11 protein-coding genes are annotated in these 18,009 nt (G+C 71.8%); 9 read left to right on the top strand and 2 right to left on the bottom strand.

What is annotated here, in order from left to right; genetic code table 11:
- Position 1: 1 nt before the first annotated feature.
- Together ACRX5W_RS27305 and ACRX5W_RS27300 are read right to left on the bottom strand one after the other, a co-directional pair.
- Positions 2-1,426, bottom strand: coding sequence for an LCP family glycopolymer transferase (locus tag ACRX5W_RS27305; protein WP_436790994.1), 1,425 nt, complete (start codon positions 1,424-1,426; stop codon positions 2-4).
- Between the two features lie 240 nt (positions 1,427-1,666).
- Entirely contained in the window at positions 1,667-3,196 is a 1,530-nt protein-coding gene (locus ACRX5W_RS27300; protein WP_436790993.1) for an LCP family protein, read from the bottom strand.
- A 482-nt stretch (positions 3,197-3,678) separates the two neighbouring features.
- Between ACRX5W_RS27300 and ACRX5W_RS27295 the strand changes: the two genes are divergently transcribed.
- From ACRX5W_RS27295 to ACRX5W_RS27255, 9 genes are all read left to right on the top strand, one after another.
- On the top strand, positions 3,679-4,758 hold the full coding sequence (locus ACRX5W_RS27295; RefSeq protein ID WP_436791052.1) for a glycosyltransferase family 2 protein: 1,080 nt from the start codon (positions 3,679-3,681) through the stop codon (positions 4,756-4,758).
- Positions 4,755-5,927 (top strand): glycosyltransferase, encoded by a 1,173-nt coding sequence (locus ACRX5W_RS27290; RefSeq protein WP_436790992.1) that lies wholly within the window; start codon positions 4,755-4,757, stop codon positions 5,925-5,927. The genes ACRX5W_RS27295 and ACRX5W_RS27290 overlap by 4 nt, the downstream gene beginning before the upstream one ends.
- Before the next feature lie 92 nt (positions 5,928-6,019).
- Complete coding sequence (locus ACRX5W_RS27285; RefSeq protein ID WP_436790991.1) at positions 6,020-7,297, top strand: hypothetical protein; 1,278 nt, start codon at positions 6,020-6,022, stop codon at positions 7,295-7,297.
- A gap of 95 nt (positions 7,298-7,392) precedes the next feature.
- Positions 7,393-8,907, top strand: coding sequence for a glycosyltransferase family 4 protein (locus ACRX5W_RS27280; RefSeq protein ID WP_436790990.1), 1,515 nt, complete (start codon positions 7,393-7,395; stop codon positions 8,905-8,907).
- Positions 8,907-12,572 (top strand): glycosyltransferase, encoded by a 3,666-nt coding sequence (locus tag ACRX5W_RS27275; RefSeq protein ID WP_436790989.1) that lies wholly within the window; start codon positions 8,907-8,909, stop codon positions 12,570-12,572. Before ACRX5W_RS27280 ends, ACRX5W_RS27275 begins: the two co-directional genes overlap by 1 nt.
- On the top strand, positions 12,572-14,539 hold the full coding sequence (locus ACRX5W_RS27270) for a hypothetical protein (RefSeq protein WP_436790988.1): 1,968 nt from the start codon (positions 12,572-12,574) through the stop codon (positions 14,537-14,539). The genes ACRX5W_RS27275 and ACRX5W_RS27270 overlap by 1 nt, the downstream gene beginning before the upstream one ends.
- On the top strand, positions 14,536-16,005 hold the full coding sequence (locus ACRX5W_RS27265; protein ID WP_436790987.1) for a glycosyltransferase: 1,470 nt from the start codon (positions 14,536-14,538) through the stop codon (positions 16,003-16,005). The genes ACRX5W_RS27270 and ACRX5W_RS27265 overlap by 4 nt, the downstream gene beginning before the upstream one ends.
- A 308-nt stretch (positions 16,006-16,313) precedes the next feature.
- Positions 16,314-17,162, top strand: coding sequence for an ABC transporter permease (locus tag ACRX5W_RS27260; RefSeq protein WP_436790986.1), 849 nt, complete (start codon positions 16,314-16,316; stop codon positions 17,160-17,162).
- Positions 17,146-18,003 carry an ABC transporter ATP-binding protein gene (locus ACRX5W_RS27255; protein ID WP_436790985.1) on the top strand — a complete coding sequence of 286 codons (858 nt, stop codon included), beginning with the start codon at positions 17,146-17,148 and terminating at the stop codon, positions 18,001-18,003. Before ACRX5W_RS27260 ends, ACRX5W_RS27255 begins: the two co-directional genes overlap by 17 nt.
- The last annotated feature ends 6 nt before the right edge of the window (positions 18,004-18,009 follow it).

The raw sequence follows: 18,009 nt of genomic DNA, 5'->3' as shown, positions 1-18,009 counted from the left end.
CTCAGCGCGGCGCGGGTTTGTCGTCGCGTAGGGCGTCGAAGAGGGCGGTGGCCTTCTTGTCGTTCCACAGGACGGAGGAACCGACATCGCCGGGCGGGTCGTAGTCCGGGTTGGCGATCGGGACGGTGATGGTGCCGCCCTTGTCGCCGGACAGCGAGCCCATGTCCTTGAACAGGCCGTACAGGTCGAACAGGCCGGTGTCGTTGTCGACGGTCACCGCGCCCAGGCTCGCGTCGGCCATCGGGAAGCCCTTGAACGGGTTCAGCAGCACGGACGGCGACTTCGCCTTCTTCGCGAGTGCCGCGAGGAACTGCTGCTGGCGCTGCATGCGGCCCAGGTCCGAGGTCGGGTCGAAGTAGCGGGCGCGCACGAACGACAGCGACTCCTTGCCGTTGAGGGTCTGGCAGCCCGCGGGCAGGTCGGCGCCGGACTTCTCGTCCTTGATGGGCTTGTCGAGGCACAGGTCGACGCCGTCGAGGGAGTCGACGATGCCGACGAAGCCACCGAAGCCGACCTCGGCGTAGTGGTCCAGCCGCATCCCGGTCGCCATCTCGACGGTCCGGGCCAGCAGCGGCGCGCCGCCGAGTGCATAGGCGGCGTTCAGCTTGTCCTTGTGCGCCTTGACCTTGACGTCGCCCTTCTCGTACGCGGGGATCTGCACGTACGAGTCACGCGGCAGGCTGATGAGCGTCGTCCCGCCCTTGCCCTTGTGCAGCAGCATCATCGAGTCGGTGCGCTTCCCCTCCGCGCTGCCCGTCTTGAACTCCCGCTTCTCCTCGTCGGTGAGCCCTTCGCGGGAGTCCGAGCCGACGATGAGCCAGGTGGTGCCGGCCGTCGCGGACGGGCGGCCCTCATAGTTCCCGAGCACGTCCTCGTGGCGGATCTTGGAGTCCAGCCAGAAGTACGTGCAGGTGAGGAAGATCAGGACGACCGCGAGGAACACGGTCACGCCGATGAGGATCCGCTTCTTCCAGTTCGGCTTGCCGCGCGGGGGCCTCGGCGCCTCCGGACCGCCGGGCGCGTCGGGTCCGTTCGGGCCGCCTGGGCTGCCGGGGCGCGTGAGCGGGCGCGGCGGCACCCTGTCCGCGTCCGGGTCGGCTCCGACCCGCGCGGCGGCTTCCTGCGGCGAGGGCTGCGGCGGATAGCCCGAGCCGGCCCGTCCGGGCATCACCTGCGTCGGCTGCGCGTCGGGCGAGGGCGGTGGGACGGGCCCGGCGCCGCCGTCGGCCGGGAGGACGCCCTCCGGCCGGTTCGGGACGGTGCCGGGCGGAGGTATCGGACGGCCGAACCGATCGCGCGGCAGCACCGCGGTCGGCTCGGCATCGGACTCGCCGGGCTGCGCGGGCGGGGGGTCCTGCCCACCGCCGCGCCGCGGACCTCCGCGGAGCCCGTCTTCTTCGGCCCAGCCGGGCGGCCATGAATTCATGCGTCCGAACTTCGCATCGTCTTACTGGGCCGGGCAAATGTTGTGCCGGACTACGACGTGTCTGTGGCGTGGTTGGTACGTATGTGCCCGATTTCGAACGTGTGCTTGGGTGTTCGCGGACCGGTCCGCCGACTTCCGAACCGCAGGAACCCGGGGTACCGGTCGCGCTCCTCGGCGACCGCACGGACAACCACGGCCTCCGCCGCGGGGCCCGATCGGTGTGCCGTGCGGCGGCCCCGCTCAGTCGCAGACGACCTGGTCGCCCGTCGTCGCCTTGATGGGCGGGGTCGGGGACGGCCCGCCGGACGGGCTCGCCGAAGGGGTGACCGGTTTGGGGGTGGCGGCGACCGCGACAGGGGTGACGCCGGCGTACGACGAGCCGACGACGACCTCGATCGTGCGGCCGAGACCTTCGATCGGCTGGAGTTTCGACCCCGGCAGGGCGGCCGCGACGGTCTGCACCGAGCGGTCCCAGCGCGGGTCGTAGCGGATCACGGTCTGTTCGGCGTCGCTTATGCCGATCGTCTCGCCGTCGCGGGCGGCGGCTCTCGTGCTGAACCCCGCCGCGCCCAACTCCGTGTGGGCGCGGGAGCCGAGCCCCTGCGTCGCGGTGCCGTTGTAGACCTGCACCCACACCTCGGACGGCGGGACCTCGACGGGCACCGGGCCGGTCGGCGCCGCGGAGCCCTGGCTCGGGGCGGGGGACGGGGACTTCGACGGCTGGAGGATGTCGCGGTCCGCACGGATCGTGTCGAAGAGCACACGCGCCTTCGCGTCGTCCCACAGAACCGTCGATCCCCAGCCTTCCACGTGGTGGTCCATCGACTTGAGGGGGATCTGCGCGTACGTCACACCCGAGTTCGACAGGCCTTTCATCTTCGTGCCGAGGTCGAGGAGCCCCTTGACGCTCAGGCCCTCGTCGACGGTGATCGAGGAGAAGACGGCGTCGAGGACCCCTTGCAGCTTGACCGGGTTGGCGAGTGTGCCGGTGCTGGTCGCGCGGGCGAGGATCTGCGCCATGAACTTCTGCTGGCGCTCCGTGCGGCCGATGTCGCCGGTCGGGTCGCTGGGCAGGTAGCGGGCCCGGACGTACTGCAAGGACTCGACACCGTCCAGATGCGACGTGCCGGCCGGCAGGTCGAGACCGGACTTGGGGTCCTTCAGCGGGATCGGCGAGCACATCTCGACGCCGCCGAGCTTGTCGACGACGGCCACGAACGCGAGGAAGTTGACCTCTATGTAGTGGTCGATCCGGATATTGGTGGCGCGCTCGACCGCCGCTACGGTCAGCGCCGCTCCGCCGCGCGTGTAGGCCGCGTTGATCTTGCCCTGTGACTCGGGAACGTCCTTGCCGGAGTGCTTGTCCTTGTGCGCCGGGAACGTGACGTAGCTGTCGCGCGGGATGCTCACCACGGTCGCTTTGTCACGCTTCGCGTTGAGGTGCACGATCATCATCGTGTCGGTGCAGTCGCAGCTCTCGCCGCCCGCGTGGAGCTGGTTGAGCGTCTTGCGCGGCACGCCCTCTCGGCTGTCGGTGCCGACGATCAGAAAGTTGAGGTCGCCCTCGGCTCCGGTGTCGGGGCGGTTCCCCGACGTCGAGAACGGGTTGATGCGGTGCAGCTTGCCGTCCATGTACTTGATCCACGCCCAGCCGACTCCGCTGGTCAGCAGGATCGCAACGGCCAGGAAGCCGGTCAGTGCCAGGCCCCAGCGGCGTTGCCGGGGAGCGGGGGAAGGGGTGCGGCCGGTCGCTGTGCCACGTGTCGCCATAGCTGTGTCTTCCCTCCTCCTGTCACCGCTGCTGTCGCCCGCTGAGCCCGCCAAGTCCTCTCGGTCCGCCGGGCCCTCGCAAAGGAGGACGTTCGTGCCGCGGCGACCGGTTGCCCGACGGCCTTCGTCGCCGGTCCCGCGATGCTCCGACTGCCTGGCTCCGGCCCGCCGCGCCTGTCGTACGCGGCGCCCCGGCCGACCCGGTGGTTCCCGGCGCCGATTCGGCCGCCACGCGCCCGGCCGCCGGCCTGCCCGCCGCCCGACCGGGCCGCTCGGCCTGGCGTGATCCGGGCTGATACGAAAAAAACCCCGAGGCACAGCCTAGGGTGACCACCCCGGAGGACCGGCGCGGGCGCGCCGCGGCGTCCCCGCTCGATCGGCCGTGCTGCCGGGTCCTGCGGACGAACCGGTCGGACCGTGTCAACGCCTCTTCCCTTCCGCAGTACCCTCAGGTCTCGATGAACCCCACCGCGCCCGAGCCCATGCCTTCGTCGCCCGCGGTCGCCGACCGCCCCGGTGACCTCCCGCCCCTGCCGCCGACGCCCCCGGTGTCGGTCGTCATGCCGGTGCTGAACGAATCACGCCACCTGGAAGAGGCGGTACGCCGCGCGCTCGCACAGGACTACCCCGGCGAAATCGAACTGGTGATCGCACTGGGGCCGTCGACCGACGACACCGACGCGATCGCCGCCCGACTCGCCGCGGCCGACCCCCGCGTGCGTACCGTGCCCAATCCGAGCGGACGCACGCCTGCCGCCTTGAACGCGGCCGTCAAAGCCGCCCGCCACCCGGTCGTCGTCCGCGTCGACGGGCACGGGATCCTGCCGCCCGACTACGTCAGCGTCGCCGTAGCCCTGCTGAGCGACACCGGCGCGGCCAACGTGGGCGGCATCATGGACGCCGAGGGCACCACGCCGTTCGAGGAGGCCGTCGCCGCCGCGATGACCTCCAAACTCGGCGTCGGCAACGCCCGCTTCCACACCGGAGGCGGAGCCGGCCCGTCGGACACCGTGTACCTGGGCGTGTTCCGCCGCGAAATCCTCGACAAACTCGGCGGCTACAACGAGGAGTTCGTCCGAGCCCAGGACTGGGAGCTGAACTACCGCATCCGGCAGGCCGGGCACCTCATCTGGTTCTCACCCGACCTGCGGGTCTCCTACCGCCCCCGGCCCACCGTCAAGGCGCTCGCCAAGCAGTACTTCGACTACGGGCGCTGGCGCCGGGTCGTGTCGCGGCACCACAAGGGCTCGGTCAACCCCCGCTATCTCGCCGCCCCCGCCGCCCTCGTCGGCGTCGTCGCGGGCACCGTCGCGGGCGCGGCCGGGTTCCGGCCCGCGTTCGCGCTGCCCGCCGGCTACGCCGCGCTGATCGTCGGCGGGGCCCTGTGGGAGGGCCGCGGCCTGGAGCTCTCGGCGCGCGTACGCCTCCCGGTCGCGATGGCCACCATGCACGGCGCGTGGGCGGCCGGATTCCTCACCAGCCCGCGGAGCCTGGCCGAACAGGTCGCCGCGAACAGCACCGACGCCGCCGGAGCACCGGCACCGGAGTCCGCGGCGCCGTGAACATCCTCATGCTCGTCATCACCACCGTGGCCACCGACACCCGCGTGGTGCGCGAGGCCTCGACCCTCGCCGACGCCGGGCACCGCGTGCACATCATCGGCCGCGGGGTCCCCGAGGACTGGGCGCCGCCGCCTGGCGTCACGGTCTCGTCGGTCGGCGGAGCCTCGGTCTTCCAGAAGGCCGGCGCACCCGTCGGTGCCGAACGCGCCGGTCGCCGGCTTCCACCGCACATGCGCGCGGCGCGCTGGGCCCTGCTGCCACAGCACCGCGCCTCCGCGTTCGCCGCGTGGGCCCGCGCCGCCCGCGTCGACGCCGAGGCACGCGGCTTCGACGCGGTCCACGCCCACGACTTCAACACCCTCGAACTCGGTGCGGAACTCGCCCGCAAACGCGGGGTCCCACTGGTCTACGACACCCACGAACTGTGGTCCGGCCGCCCGCGCGTCGGCCGTCCGACCCCGGTCCGCGCCGCCCGTGAAGCCAAGATCGAAGGCGACCTGGGCAGCCGCGCCGCCGCCGTCATCACGGTCGGCGAGGGCGTCGCCGACGCGCTGCGGACCCGGTACGGCTGGCCGCATGTGACCGTCGTGCAGAACACCTTCCCGTCCGGAACGGCCGCCGCCGACGTGGCGCTACCCGCCGCGCCCGAAGGCGCCGTGTACGCGGGCCGCATCGCGCCGTACCGCGAGATCGAGGCGATCGTCGGCGCCGCTCGCAGGCTTCCCGGCTTCGCGGTGACCCTGGTCGGACCCGCCGACGAGACCTACCTCGCGGCACTCGACCGCGGGCCGTGCGATGTCCGGCAGGCGCTGCCCGTCGACGAGGTCGACGCGCTGCTGCGCCGCGCGGGGCTGGCCCTGGTCACGCACTCGGACCGCTGGGAGAACCACCGGCTCGCGATGCCCAACAAGCTGTTCCACGCGGTCCGGGCCGGGGTCCCGGTCGTGGCCACCGATGTGCGCGAACTCGCCCGCGTGGTCCGCGAACACGACCTGGGCACGCTGTACCGTCCCGGCGACGCCGGGTCCCTCGCCGCCGCGATAGGCGAAGCACGCGAACGCTACCCGCAGTTGCTCGCCAACGTCCGCGCCGCGGAGCCGCTGCTGTCGTGGGAGCACGACGCGAAGATCCTCCTCGGCGTCTACGACGCGCTCCGGACCGGCGCCTGAACCGAGTTTCACCGCAACGAACACCGTCCGACCGAGCCCCCGTCCCGAACCGAGTCCCGCCCGACCGCCCCGATCGCAGGAAGACCGCCGCCATGACGCCACTTCGGGTGCTGTACGCCCCCCGCGACATCGCCGGACAACCGAGCACTTGGGCGCGCGGCCTGCGGGCCCTCGGCGTGCACGCCGAGGTGTGGAGCTTCGGCGAACCGGCGTTCGGCCTCGTGCCCGACCGGGTGTGGGACGCCGACCGGCTCCTCGCCGACCCCGACTACCGCTGGCAGGTCCTCGACCGCGCGGTGCGCGGCTTCGACGTCTTCCACTTCCAGTACGGCCGCTCCCTCCTCAACGCCCACGAACCGCAACTGCCCGCACTGTGGGACGTGCCGCTGCTGCGCTCGCTCGGCAAGAAGGTCTTCATGCACTGGCACGGCTCCGACGTGCGCCTGCGCAGCGTCCACATGGAGCGCGAGCCCGACTCGTATCTCAAGGACGCGGTCGTCGACGAGCCCCGGATCCACGCCATGGTCGAGATCGCCCGGCGCCACTGCGACCGCATGTTCGTCTCCACCCCCGGGCTCCTCGACTACGTGCCGGACGCCGAACTCGTGCCGCTCGCGATCGACTCCGCCGCGTGGCGCACCGAACGCGGCCCGGAGCCGCGCGTACCCGTCGTCGTGCACCTGCCGTCCAAGCGCGCCACCAAGGGCTCGCACCTCGTCGACGCGGCGCTGCGCCCGCTGCACGACGAAGGCGTGGTCGAATACCGGCCGCTGTCCGGGCTTTCGCACGCCCAGGTCAAGGCCGAGTTCGCGCGCGCCGACATGATCGTGGACAGCCTGACCATCGGCGACCACGGCATGGTGTCGGTCGAGGCGATGGCGTGCGGGGCCATCGCCATCGCGCACGTGCACGAGCGCAACCGCGCGCGGGTGCCGGGCTGCCCGGTCGTCGAGGCGGTGGGCGCCGACCTGGGCGACGTCGTACGCCGCCTCGCCGACGACTCCGACGAACGCGCCCGGCTGCGCGCGGAGTCCGTGGCCTGGGCCGCCAAGCGCCACGATGTCGCCACCGTGGCCCGTCAGTTGCTGGACGCCTACCACGAACCCCCGGTCAAGGTCGTCGCCGACCGACCCGACTGGCCGGTTGTCGAAGGACGCGGCCGGATCACCGCGCTCGAAGCGGAGGTGTCGCGGCTGCGCCAGGCACTCGGCGAACAGGGCGGCCTGGCCGCGATCACACCGCCGCGCACGGTGCGCGACCGCGTCGAAGACAACCCGCACGTCCACCTGTTGGTCCGGCGCATGGACGGAGTGCGTCGGCGCGCACAGGTCAAAATGGTCAAATTGGGCGCATTGCGTAGGCGTTCCTGACCCGGTCCGCACGTCCGTGACGTGGCACACTTGCGGCGTGTTCCGGGCCGCCCCCGGCTCCGACCCACGCCTTCGACGAGAGAGAGTGACCCGCAGTGAGTGAGGCCGAGGCGTCCACGCCCGGAGTCGACCGGAACCGACGGCTCGCGGTCATGGTCGTCAGCAACTTCGTCGACGGTGACTCGCGGGTGCAGAAGACCGCACGCTCGGTCGCCGAAGCGGGCTGGGACGTGGTGCTGCTCGGCCGCGCCCGCGGCACGACCCGCGAGGAATACGAGATCGGCGACGCCCGGGTCATCCGCGTGCCGCTGCGCATGACCGCGCAGACCTACCGCAAGGACAACCCGCCGCGCGGCGTCGCCGGGCGGCTCGGCTACCGCTCGGGCGAGCAGGCACGCATGCGCATCGACGTCCGCCGGGCTCTGCGCGCGGACCTCGAAGTCGAGCGCCGCCTCACCGCGCTCGGCGACCCCGACCTGGCCGCCAGGCTCCGGCTGACCGGGCTGACCGCCGCCGACCGCGCGCGCGGTTACTGGATCGAGGCGCGCCGCCGGCTGTACGAGCGCTCCGCCGCGAAAGCCAAGCAGCCCGGCGGGCGCACGCGGCTCGCGGTGGGCCTCGGACGTGATGGCGGCGCGTGGCTCACACAGCCCCAACTCATCGACTACGACACCGCGTTCGCGCCGGTGATCGCCGAACTACGGCCCGATCTGCTGCACGCGCACGACTTCGACACCATCGGGCTCGTCGTGCGCGCCGGGCTCAAACTGCGCGGCGCCGGGCACCCGGTGAAGATCGTCTACGACGCGCACGAGTACATCGCCGGCTGGGAGCGCCCCGGCGACCCCGCCTTCCGTCCCGCGATGTCGGCGCAGGAACGCAAGTACATCAAGCTCGCCGACGGCGTCATCACCGTCTCCGAGGCGATCGCCGACCTGCTGCTCGCCGACCACGACCTCGACGTGCGCCCGACCGTGGTGTGCAACGCCCCCACGGTCGCCGAACTGGCCGCCGGCGACGACGCGGACGCCGTCCCCGACGTGCGCGAGGCGGCCGGTCTGGGGCCCGACGTACCGCTCATGGTGTACGCCGGCATGACCGCGCCCGAGCGCGGCCTCGACACCGCCGTCGCCGCACTGCCGCAACTGCCGGACGTGCACCTGGCGATGGTCACCGCGCGCAACCCGTACGTCGACGCGCTGGAGAAGCAGGCGCACGCCCTGGGTGTCGCCGACCGGCTGCACATCCTGCCGTACGTGAAGCCCCACCAGGTCGTCGCCCACCTCGCGGCCGGCACGCTGGGCGTCGTCACGTCGCTGCACTCGCCGAACTACGAACTCTCCCTGCCCAGCAAGTACTACGAGTACCTCAACGCCCGACTCCCGCTCGTGGTCTCGGACTTGCGCACGGTCGGCGCGTTCACGCGCAACCAGGGCATCGGCGAGGTCTACCCCGCCGGCGACGCCACCGCGTTCGCTGCTGCGGTACGCACGGTGCTGGCCGATCGCGAGCGCTACGTCAAGCCGTACGACGGCGACCTCCTGGCCCGCCACACGTGGGAGGCCCAGGTCCCCGAACTCCTCGGCCTCTACGAGAGGTTGGTGGGCTGATGGGGGCCGCCGACGTACCGCCGACCCCGCCCGCCGCCGCGACGCAGCCGCGCCTGGTGCTCCTGCGCATGAACTGGATCACCGGCGACTCCCGCATCCAGAAGCTCGCCCTGGGCATGGCCGAACGCGGCTGGGACGTCGTCGTGCTCGGCCGTTCGCGCACCTCGGCCCGCGAAGTGACCACGCTGGGCGACCCGGAGCGCGGCGCCGCCACGGTGATCCGCGTCCCCGTCCCGGCCGTCGTGGCGCCCTACCGGCGGTCGCGCCGCATGCGCGGCGTGCTGGGCCGCGTCGGGTTCATGACGCGGGACGACGAGGTCGCCGACCGGGTGGCGGTGAACTTCCTGCGCCGCGAACAAGCCGCCGAGGAGGCCTACGTCGACTCGGCCGCGGACCGGGTGCGGCACACGCTCAAGGGCGCCGGGGTCACCGCCGCGCGGGCCCGCCACATGGTCCGCCGCGAGGCCACCCGGCGGCACGCCGCGTGGCTCGCGCGCGTCGACCGCCCCGGCGCCAAGGCCCGCGCGGTCGCCTACAGCCTGCTCGCCGAAGGCTCCGGCTGGCGTGCGACCCAGCCCCAACTCGTCGATTTCGAGGCCGCGTTCGGGCCGGAGATCGACGCGCTGCGGCCCGACATCGTCCACGCGCAGGACATCACCGCACTCGGCGTCGGCGCCCGCGCGGTCGAACGCGCCCGGCGCGCCGGGCGGAAGTCCGTGATGGTCTACGACGCCCAGGAGTTCATCGCGGGCGCGGGGTATCCCGACCCCGTGCAGAAGGCGGCGTACGTCGGCCTGGAACGCGAACTCGTCCCGCGCGTCGACGGCGTCGTCACGGTCTCCGACACCCTCGCCGACATGCTGCGCGAGCGCTATGACCTGCGCGACCGCCCGACCATCGCGACCAACGCGCCACGCCTGTCACGGCCGACGGGCGCGACCGGGCGCGGTGTGCGGGGCGCGGCGGGCCTGCCCGACGACGTGCCCGTGCTCGTCTACTCCGGATGGCTCGCCCCCGAACGCGGCGTCGACACGCTCGCCGAGGCACTGGTGTCCCTGCCGGACGCGCACGCGGTCGTGGTGGCCGGCGACCGGCGCCCGTACTTCGCGGAACTCGAAGCCTGTGTCGCCGAGTTGGGAGTCGGCGACCGGTTCCACTTCGTGCCGTACGTCGATCCCGACGAGGTGGTCGACCACCTGTCCACCGCGACGGTCGGCATCATCCCGCTGCGGCACCTGCCGAACCACGAGATCTCGCTCATCACGAAGTACTACGAGTACATGCACGCGGGCCTGCCCATCGTGGTGTCCGACGTGAAGACGATGGCGGCGTTCACCCGCGAACTCGGCTGCGGCGAGGTCTTCCCCGCGGGCGACGCGGCCGGTCTCGCAGCCGCGGTGCGCAAGGTGCTGGCCGACCGTGAGTCGTACGTCAAGCCCTACGCTGCCGACGGATTCCTGGAGGAACACTCCTGGGACCGCCAGACGGAGAACATCGCCGCGCTGTACGAGCGCCTGACCGGACTCGTCCCCGAGCCCCGGCCGACCGGCACGCTGGCAGCCGAAATCCGTGCGGAAGGCGCGGAGTTCGTCGATGCGGCCACCGGCGTTCCGGCAGCGCCGACCGGTGACCGGGACCACGACGCGGCCGACCACGAGCAGCGGGTGCGGCTCCTGGAGCCGCCCGCCGAACCCGTCCGGCCCGTGCGTCGCCCGGCGGCGGAACTCACCGACGGGGAAGGCCTCCCGGCCCCGTCGCCCGGAACACGGACGGTGGTTCTCGTCGGCGCGCCCTCGGGAGTGCGGCGGGGTGTAGTGACCGCTCTCGCCGACTCGGCACGCGCGGCAGGACACGACACGGTCGTCCTCGCCCCCGACCCGGGTGGTGTCGGCGACAGCTTTCTGAGGCCGCCGACGGCCCCTGACGCCGCACAGGTACTGCTGGTCCCGGCAGCGCGGACCGTCGCGGCGGGCCGCGACCGCCGACGCGGGACCGACGAGGTCCAGACGCGCGCTGTGCGCACGTACGCGGACTTCCTCGGCCGCGACGCCACACCGCAGTTCGGCCGTTTCCCAGCGCTGCCGTCGCTCGGCTGGCGCACCGCGCTGCCCGAGGCGATCGACGCCGAGGTGGCGCTGACCCCCGTGTTGGACGCCCTGGCACCGGCAACGATTCACGCATGCGACCCGGTCGCGCTGCTGATCGCCTCGCACGCCGCCGCCCGCGCGCGGAAGTCCGGCCGCACCGTGAAGGTGGAGTACCACAGGCCGGGTGCCGACCCGACAGGCCTGCCCCAGAGCCGCCAGGCGCTCCGGGCGTTGCGCACACTGGAGCGCGTCTGCGTCCCGCGCGCCAACGCGGTGCATGCGGCCGACAGCGTCAAGACATCTGCCGGCCGGAGCGGTTCGACCGCATCGGGGGGCGCCGCGGAGGCCGACTCCGCCGAAAGGCCGGTGGCCACGGAAAGTTCTGCGGCCGAGGCCCGGACCGCCGGCGAAGCCACGGCGGGCGCAACCCCCGTCGACCGTCCTGGTTACGAAGTGACCGGCGCACAGGGAGACTTCGCCTCGCCTGGGGCGGCCGATCCGCGGTCACCGGTCTCGCTCTTCATCGGCCCCGCCAACATGGCCGGCCAGGCATGGGCGTGGGCGCAGGCCGCCGAGCGCTTCCTGCCCGACGTCACCACCGAGGTCACCGCTCTGCACCGGGACGGGCCCCTGCGTTTCCCCGCCGACCGCTACCTCACCTCGCGCGGGTGGGAGTCGGCCGACCTGCACCTGACGCTCCGGCGCCACGTCGTACGGAACGCGACGCACGTACTCCTGGAGTCCGGTCTGCCGCTGACCGGCAAGGCCGCCCGCTCCGGGCGCTTCTCCGGCGACGCGGGAGCCTTGCGCGACGCCGGGATCCGGGTCGGCCTCGTCTTCCACGGCTCCGACGTCCGCGACCCGCGGCGGCACCGCGAGCTCTACCCGGAATCGCCGTTCGCCGACCCCAACAGCCAGGTCTCGCAGGACCTCCAGCCGCGCCACGACGCCCGCATGGAAGACGTGGCGGACTGGGACGGCCCGGTCTTCGTCTCGACGCCGGACCTGCTGGACTTCGTCGTCGACCGATGGCCGCATGCCGTGTGGCTGCCGGTCGTCGTGGACCTCGACATATGGAGCCCCGGCACCGAGCCGCCGCTCCGGCGCGGAAAACCCGTCGTGCTGCACGCGCCTTCGCGCGGAACGCTGAAGAGCTCGCCGATCGTGGACGCCGTCGTCGGCGACCTGGCCGCGCGCGGACTGGTCGAATACCGCCGCGTCGAAGGCGTCCCGCCGCACGACATGCCCGAGTTGGTGGCCGCCGCGGACATCGTCATCGATCAGCTCGCGATCGGGAACATCGGTGTCCTCGCCGCGCAGGCGATGGCCGCCGGACGTCTGGTCATCGGGCACGCGGCGCCTTCGGTCCGCGCCCGGTTCGCCGGCGGCGTCCCGCAAATGGAGGCGACTCCACGGACGTTGCGCACGGTGCTGACATCGGTCCTCGACGACCGCGACGCGGCCCGCGAACTCGCCGCCGCCGGGCCCGCGTTCGCCGAACTCCACCACGACGGCCGCCGATCGGCCGCCGCACTCGCGCCTTTCCTCGCCACTGCACCAGCCCAGGGAGAGTCCTGATGGCCGAAACGGAATCCGTCGCCACCGAGCCCTCGGAGACCCCCGCCGCCGAGCCCGAACGCCGGGCGACGGCTGAGGGCACGGCGGTCGGGTCTGCGGACGCGCCGGAAGCGGAGGCTGTCGCGGGCGGCGCGAATGACGAGCCCGCGTCCGCGCCGGAAGCCGCGGATGAGTTCGCCGCCGCGAGCGATCGCTCCGAGCCCGGTACGGACGAGCCTGCACACGGGCCCGACGCCGAACCCACACACGTCGATGCGACCGACGGGGGCGAGCCCGTGGACGACGCCGTGCGGACTCCCGCACGCGAAGCCGCGAGCGATCCCGTCGGCGATGAGGCCACCCAAGCGTCCGAGCCCGGGTCCGAGCCCGCGTCCGGAACCGCGTCCGAGCCCGCGTCCGGAACCGCGGAAGCGGCCGCCCCCGAGCCCGAGAGCACAGGCACGCCCGCGTCGGCGCCCGCGCACGGCCCCGCCGACGCCCACACCCGCCGCCCCACCCTCCCGCGCGTCGTCCTCACCGCCGACACCCCCGTCGACCGTGCCGGTTCCGCGATCGCCGCAGGGCGTTCGCTTGCCGAGGAGGGCAACTACGTCCTGCTCGCCGTTCCCGCCGAGGCCGCCGAGGTGTCGACATCGGCGACGGTCACCAAGAACGGCGTGCTGCGCGTGCTCAACGTGCCCGTCGACGCCGACGCGGCGGCCGAGATCTCGGTGGCGCGTGCGGACCTCGCCGCGCTGGCCGGTCCTGGGCTTGTCACCGGCCTGCGCCGCAAACTCGCCCGCCGCAAGCTCGCGTCGGTGCGTTCGCGTGTGTGGCAGACCGCCGCCGCGGACCCGGAGTGGTCCGAGCGCTGCGAGGCCGCGTACCAGCCGTACGTCGACGCCTTCGCCCCGACCGCGCACGACAAGGCCGGGCGGACCGCCGGGCCGGAGGGCGTCGTGGTCGGGGTGGGTCCGACCAACATGGCCGGGCAGGGATACGAGTGGGCGCGCGCGGTGGAGCGCAAATTGTCCGGTGTGCGCGCCGAGACGTTCTCGCTCAGTTCCGGCAACACGTTCGGTTTCGCCGCCGACCGCAGCATCTCCACCGACGACTGGCTGTCCCGCACCTGGCAGTTGGGGCAACTGGCGTACGTCCTCGACAACTTCACCCACGTGCTGGCCGAGTGCGCGATGCCGCCCTTCGGCCGGCTCAACGGCCCGTGGGCCAACTTCGACCTCGCCGAACTCGACGCGGCCGGGATCGCTGTCGCGCTGGCGTTCCACGGATCGGAGATCCGCGACCCGGCGGCGCAGCGCGCCCGCGTGCCGTTCTCGCCGTTCGACCCCGCGCACGAACTCACGCGCGCTTTGCAGAGCAAGGTCGACCGGCTCGCCCCGGTCGTGCGGGCCATGGACGTACCGAAGTTCGTGTCGACGCCCGACCTGCTGCACGACGTCCCGGACGCGACGTGGCTCCCGGTCGTCGTCGACCCGGATCTGTGGGCGACCGACACGAAGCCGCTGGAGCGCGAGCGGCCGGTGGTCGTGCACGCGCCGTCGAGCCCCTTCACCAAGGGGACCGGGCTTATCGAGCCGGTCGTCGAACGCATGCACGATGCGGGTCTCATCGAGTACCGGCGCATCAAGGGCGTGCCGCACGCCGAGATGCCCGCGCTGCTCGCGGACGCCGACATCGTCCTCGACCAGTTCGTGTTCGGGTCGTACGGCGTCATGTCGGTGCAGGCCATGGCCGCCGGGCGGGTGACCGTGTGCTACCTGCACGACTCGGTCGCCGAGCACCTGCCGGCGGACGTGCCGATCGTCAACGCCGACCCCGATACGCTGGGCGCCGAGCTGGAACGCATCCTCGCGGAGCGCGACGAAGCCGGGCGACTGGCGGCGCGGGGGCCGGCGTACGTCCGCGAAAACCACGATGGCGGGCGCAGCGCGCGCGTCCTCGCCGACTTCCTGGGGGTCACTCCGTGACACGGCCTCGCGTGGCCATGCTGGTCGCCAACGACATCACCCGGGACTCCCGGGTGCAGAAGGTCGCGTATTCGGCGGCCGAGGCGGGCTTCGACGTCCTGCTGCTCGGCTACGACGCGAACGCGCCGGCGTCTCCGTCGACGGCCACGCACATCGGGGCCGCGCGGGTCCAGCGCACGGGCCTGTCGAACCGCTTCCGGCTCCAGGCGGCGAAGTACGCGCACCGCACCGCGCCCGTCGACCGGGCCAGGCTCGGCGCGTTGCGCGCGGCGAGTTTCGCGGCGCGCATGGACTACAAGGCGCGCCGCCGCCTCATGAAGAGCGTCAAGGAGCCGGGAACCGGCGGTCCCGGGGCCAAGGACCGGGCCAAGGAGACGCTGTGGAAGGCGTACATCCGCGACGGTGACTGGCGGCGTACCGCACGGCACCTGCTGCTGCTGGAAGACGCGTGGAGCGCGGTCGTCGAGGAGTTCCGGCCGGACGTCATCCACGCGCACGACATGCACACCCCGGGCATCGGGGTGCGGATCGCCGACCGCATCACGAGGGCCGGCGGGAAGCGGCCCAAGGTGGTCTACGACGCCCACGAGTTCGTCGCGGGCGTGCACATGCCGACGCAGCGGAAGCTCGCGTACACGGGCCTGGAACGGGAGTTCGTGCGCAAGGCGGATGCCGTGGTCACGGTGTCGCCGACGCTCGCGGACATGCTGAAGGACAAGTACGGGCTGCGCAGCCGCCCGACGGTCGTCGCCAACGCGCCCATGGTCGACCTCGCGGACGACGGGGGCCCCGGCAAAGTGCGCGGGATCCGCGAGACGGTCGGGTTGGCCGACGACGTCCCCCTGCTCGTCTACAGCGGCGCCATCTCGCCGGCGCGCGGCGTGGACGTGATGGTCGAGGCGCTGCCGCTGCTGGAGGACGCGCACGTGGCGATCGTGTGCGGCGATCGCCAGGACCCGTACGTGCGTTCGCTCGTGGCCCGTGCGGAAGAGCTGGGCGCGGGCGGCCGGATCCACACGGTCCCCTACGTCGCGCCGCACCAGGTACCGGAGTTCCTGTCGACCGCGACCGTCGGCGTGATCCCGATCCTGCACACGGTGAACCACGAAGTCGCCCTGATCACCAAGTACTACGAGTACATGCACGCGCGGCTGCCGATCGTGGTCTCCGACGTCGAGGCGATGGCGGAGAAGACCGCTGAGCTGGGCAACGGCGAGGTGTTCGCGGTGCGCACGACCGGCGAGGCCAGGGACGCGGTCCTGCGCAAGCGGGACGCGGCGGCGTTCGCGGAGGCGGCCGGAAAGGTGCTCGCCGACCCGGCGCGATACCAGGGCGCGTACACTGAGTCGCTTCTGGCCGAGAACTCGTGGGAGGGCCAGGCGCAGGTGCTGGTGGACCTGTACGCGGCTCTCGCGGGCAGGCGACCGGAACCCCTGTCGGGGAGCCGTCCGTTCGCCGAACGGTGAGCGGCCTGCCAGGCAGCACTGTGACGCTGAGGAGTGTGTGTGATCCGGGTCGTCCGAGATCGAACACCGATCAAGGAATCCGGTAACCTCGGCGGCACCGCAACGTGGCCGTCTGTTCGATCGGGCGTCTGCGTGTGCTCCGGCCACAACCCCCGACCGGTATCACCGGTATCGTCGGTATCCACCCGTACGGAGCGGTTCGCGGTCGTCAGTTCCGAGGGGTGTACCCCGCAGCCGAGGAGAAACCGGTAGTGGCGGTCATGGATGCCGAGGCGCAGGTCACAACGCGAAGTGGTAAGGCCGAGAGCGTGCCTGTGCACGTCTACGAGCCCTACGCCGCACACCTGCCCCCGCTCAAGACGTACATGCGCGACCTGAGCCAGCGTCGGCGCTTCGCCTACCGCATGGCTCACGCGACCTTGAAGGGTCGCAACTACGAGACGGTGTTCGGGCAGCTGTGGCTGGTGATCAACCCACTGCTGCTCGCCGGCGTCTACTTCATGCTGGTGACGGTCCTTCAGGGTTCGCACCAAGACGGCGCGATGAAGGGCTTCACACTCATCCTGTGCGGCCTGTTCGCCTACTACTACACGCGCAACATCGTGCACCTGTCGTCGACGTCGATCACCGGCGGCGGCAAGATGATCATGAACATGGCGTTCCCGAAAGCGCTGTTGCCGCTTTCGTCGCTTTTCGCGTCGTTCATGATGTATTGGCCGACTCTGGTCGTCTACATCATCGCGCACTTCGCGGCCGGTCTCTCGGTCGGCGTCGCCTTCCTGTGGCTGCTGCCGATCTTCCTGCTCCAGACGGTCTTCAGCTTCGGATGCGGGCTGTTCTTCGCGGCGATGGCGGTCTACTTCCGCGACACCGCGAGCCTGCTGCCGTACGTGCTGCGCATCTGGATCTACCTGTCGCCCGTGCTGTTCACGGTCGAACAGGCGAAGGAAAAGCTGGCCGGCAACGAGTGGCTGCTGTGGATCTTCAAGGCCAACCCGCTGTACCCGATCATCGGATCGTGGAACCAGGTCATCCTGGAGAACCGCGCGCCCGACGGGACGCTCATGTTGTACGGCACCGCCTGGGCGATCGTGGCCCTTGTCGGTGGAGCTTGGTTCTTCCTGTCCCGGGAGCGTGAATTTGCCTACCGCATCTGACCCCGAGGTCCTGGAGTCGACCGTGGCCGAAACCGCGGGCGAGACAGCGCTTGTCCGCCCCGATCCGAAGGACCAGCCGCTCGCGGTCAAGGTCGACAATCTGTCGATCACGTACCGCACGTCGATCGAAAAGGTGCCGACGCTCAAGAGCGCGATCAAGCGGGTCGGGCGCCGCGAGCGCTCGATCCGGGAGATCGAGGCGGTCCGGGACGTCTCGTGGAGCATCAACCACGGCACGGTGCTGGGTGTCGTGGGCGCGAACGGCGCCGGCAAGTCGACGATGCTGCGTGCCATCGCGGGCATCCTCCCGCCCACCAAGGGGCGCATCGAGGTGCACGGCCGCGTCAGCACGCTGCTGGCCCTCGGCGTCGGCTTCAACAGCCAGCTCACCGGCCGCGAGAACGTCATCCTCGGCGGTCTCGCGCAGGGCAAGGCCGAGTCCGAGGTGCAGGCGAAGTACGAGGAGATCGCCGATTTCGCCGAACTCGGCGAGTTCATGGACATGCCGATGAAGTCGTATTCATCCGGTATGTACCAGCGCCTGGCCTTCTCGGTCGGTGTCCACATGGACCCCGACATCCTGCTCGTCGACGAGGCTCTGTCGGCCGGTGACGCGCGGTTCAAGCGCAAGGCCGCCGCGAAGATGGACGAGCTGTGCCGGGCGGCCCGCACGATCATCCTGGTCAGCCACGGCATGGCGTCGGTGCGCGAAATGGCCAACCACTGCCTGTGGCTGCACAAGGGCAAACTGATGGACCAGGGCGACCCGGAGACGATCATCGGGGAGTACATGCGCTTCCTCGAAGTCGGCGAAGAGGCGTTCGCGATGGAAGACGTCTGATAGCGC

The organism is Yinghuangia sp. YIM S10712 (assembly GCF_051388935.1).
Taxonomy (GTDB): domain Bacteria; phylum Actinomycetota; class Actinomycetes; order Streptomycetales; family Streptomycetaceae; genus Yinghuangia.
Note: the sequence above shows the minus strand (reverse complement) of the source record. Positions and strands in the feature narration are given on the sequence as shown.

Coding starts and splice junctions, on each gene's coding strand:
- ACRX5W_RS27270 (WP_436790988.1), top strand. CDS start 12,572: ATGGCCGAAACGGAATCCGTCGCCACCGAGCCCTCGGAGACCCCCGCC.
- ACRX5W_RS27305 (WP_436790994.1), bottom strand. CDS start 1,426: ATGAATTCATGGCCGCCCGGCTGGGCCGAAGAAGACGGGCTCCGCGGA.
- ACRX5W_RS27285 (WP_436790991.1), top strand. CDS start 6,020: ATGACGCCACTTCGGGTGCTGTACGCCCCCCGCGACATCGCCGGACAA.
- ACRX5W_RS27295 (WP_436791052.1), top strand. CDS start 3,679: ATGCCTTCGTCGCCCGCGGTCGCCGACCGCCCCGGTGACCTCCCGCCC.
- ACRX5W_RS27275 (WP_436790989.1), top strand. CDS start 8,907: ATGGGGGCCGCCGACGTACCGCCGACCCCGCCCGCCGCCGCGACGCAG.
- ACRX5W_RS27300 (WP_436790993.1), bottom strand. CDS start 3,196: ATGGCGACACGTGGCACAGCGACCGGCCGCACCCCTTCCCCCGCTCCC.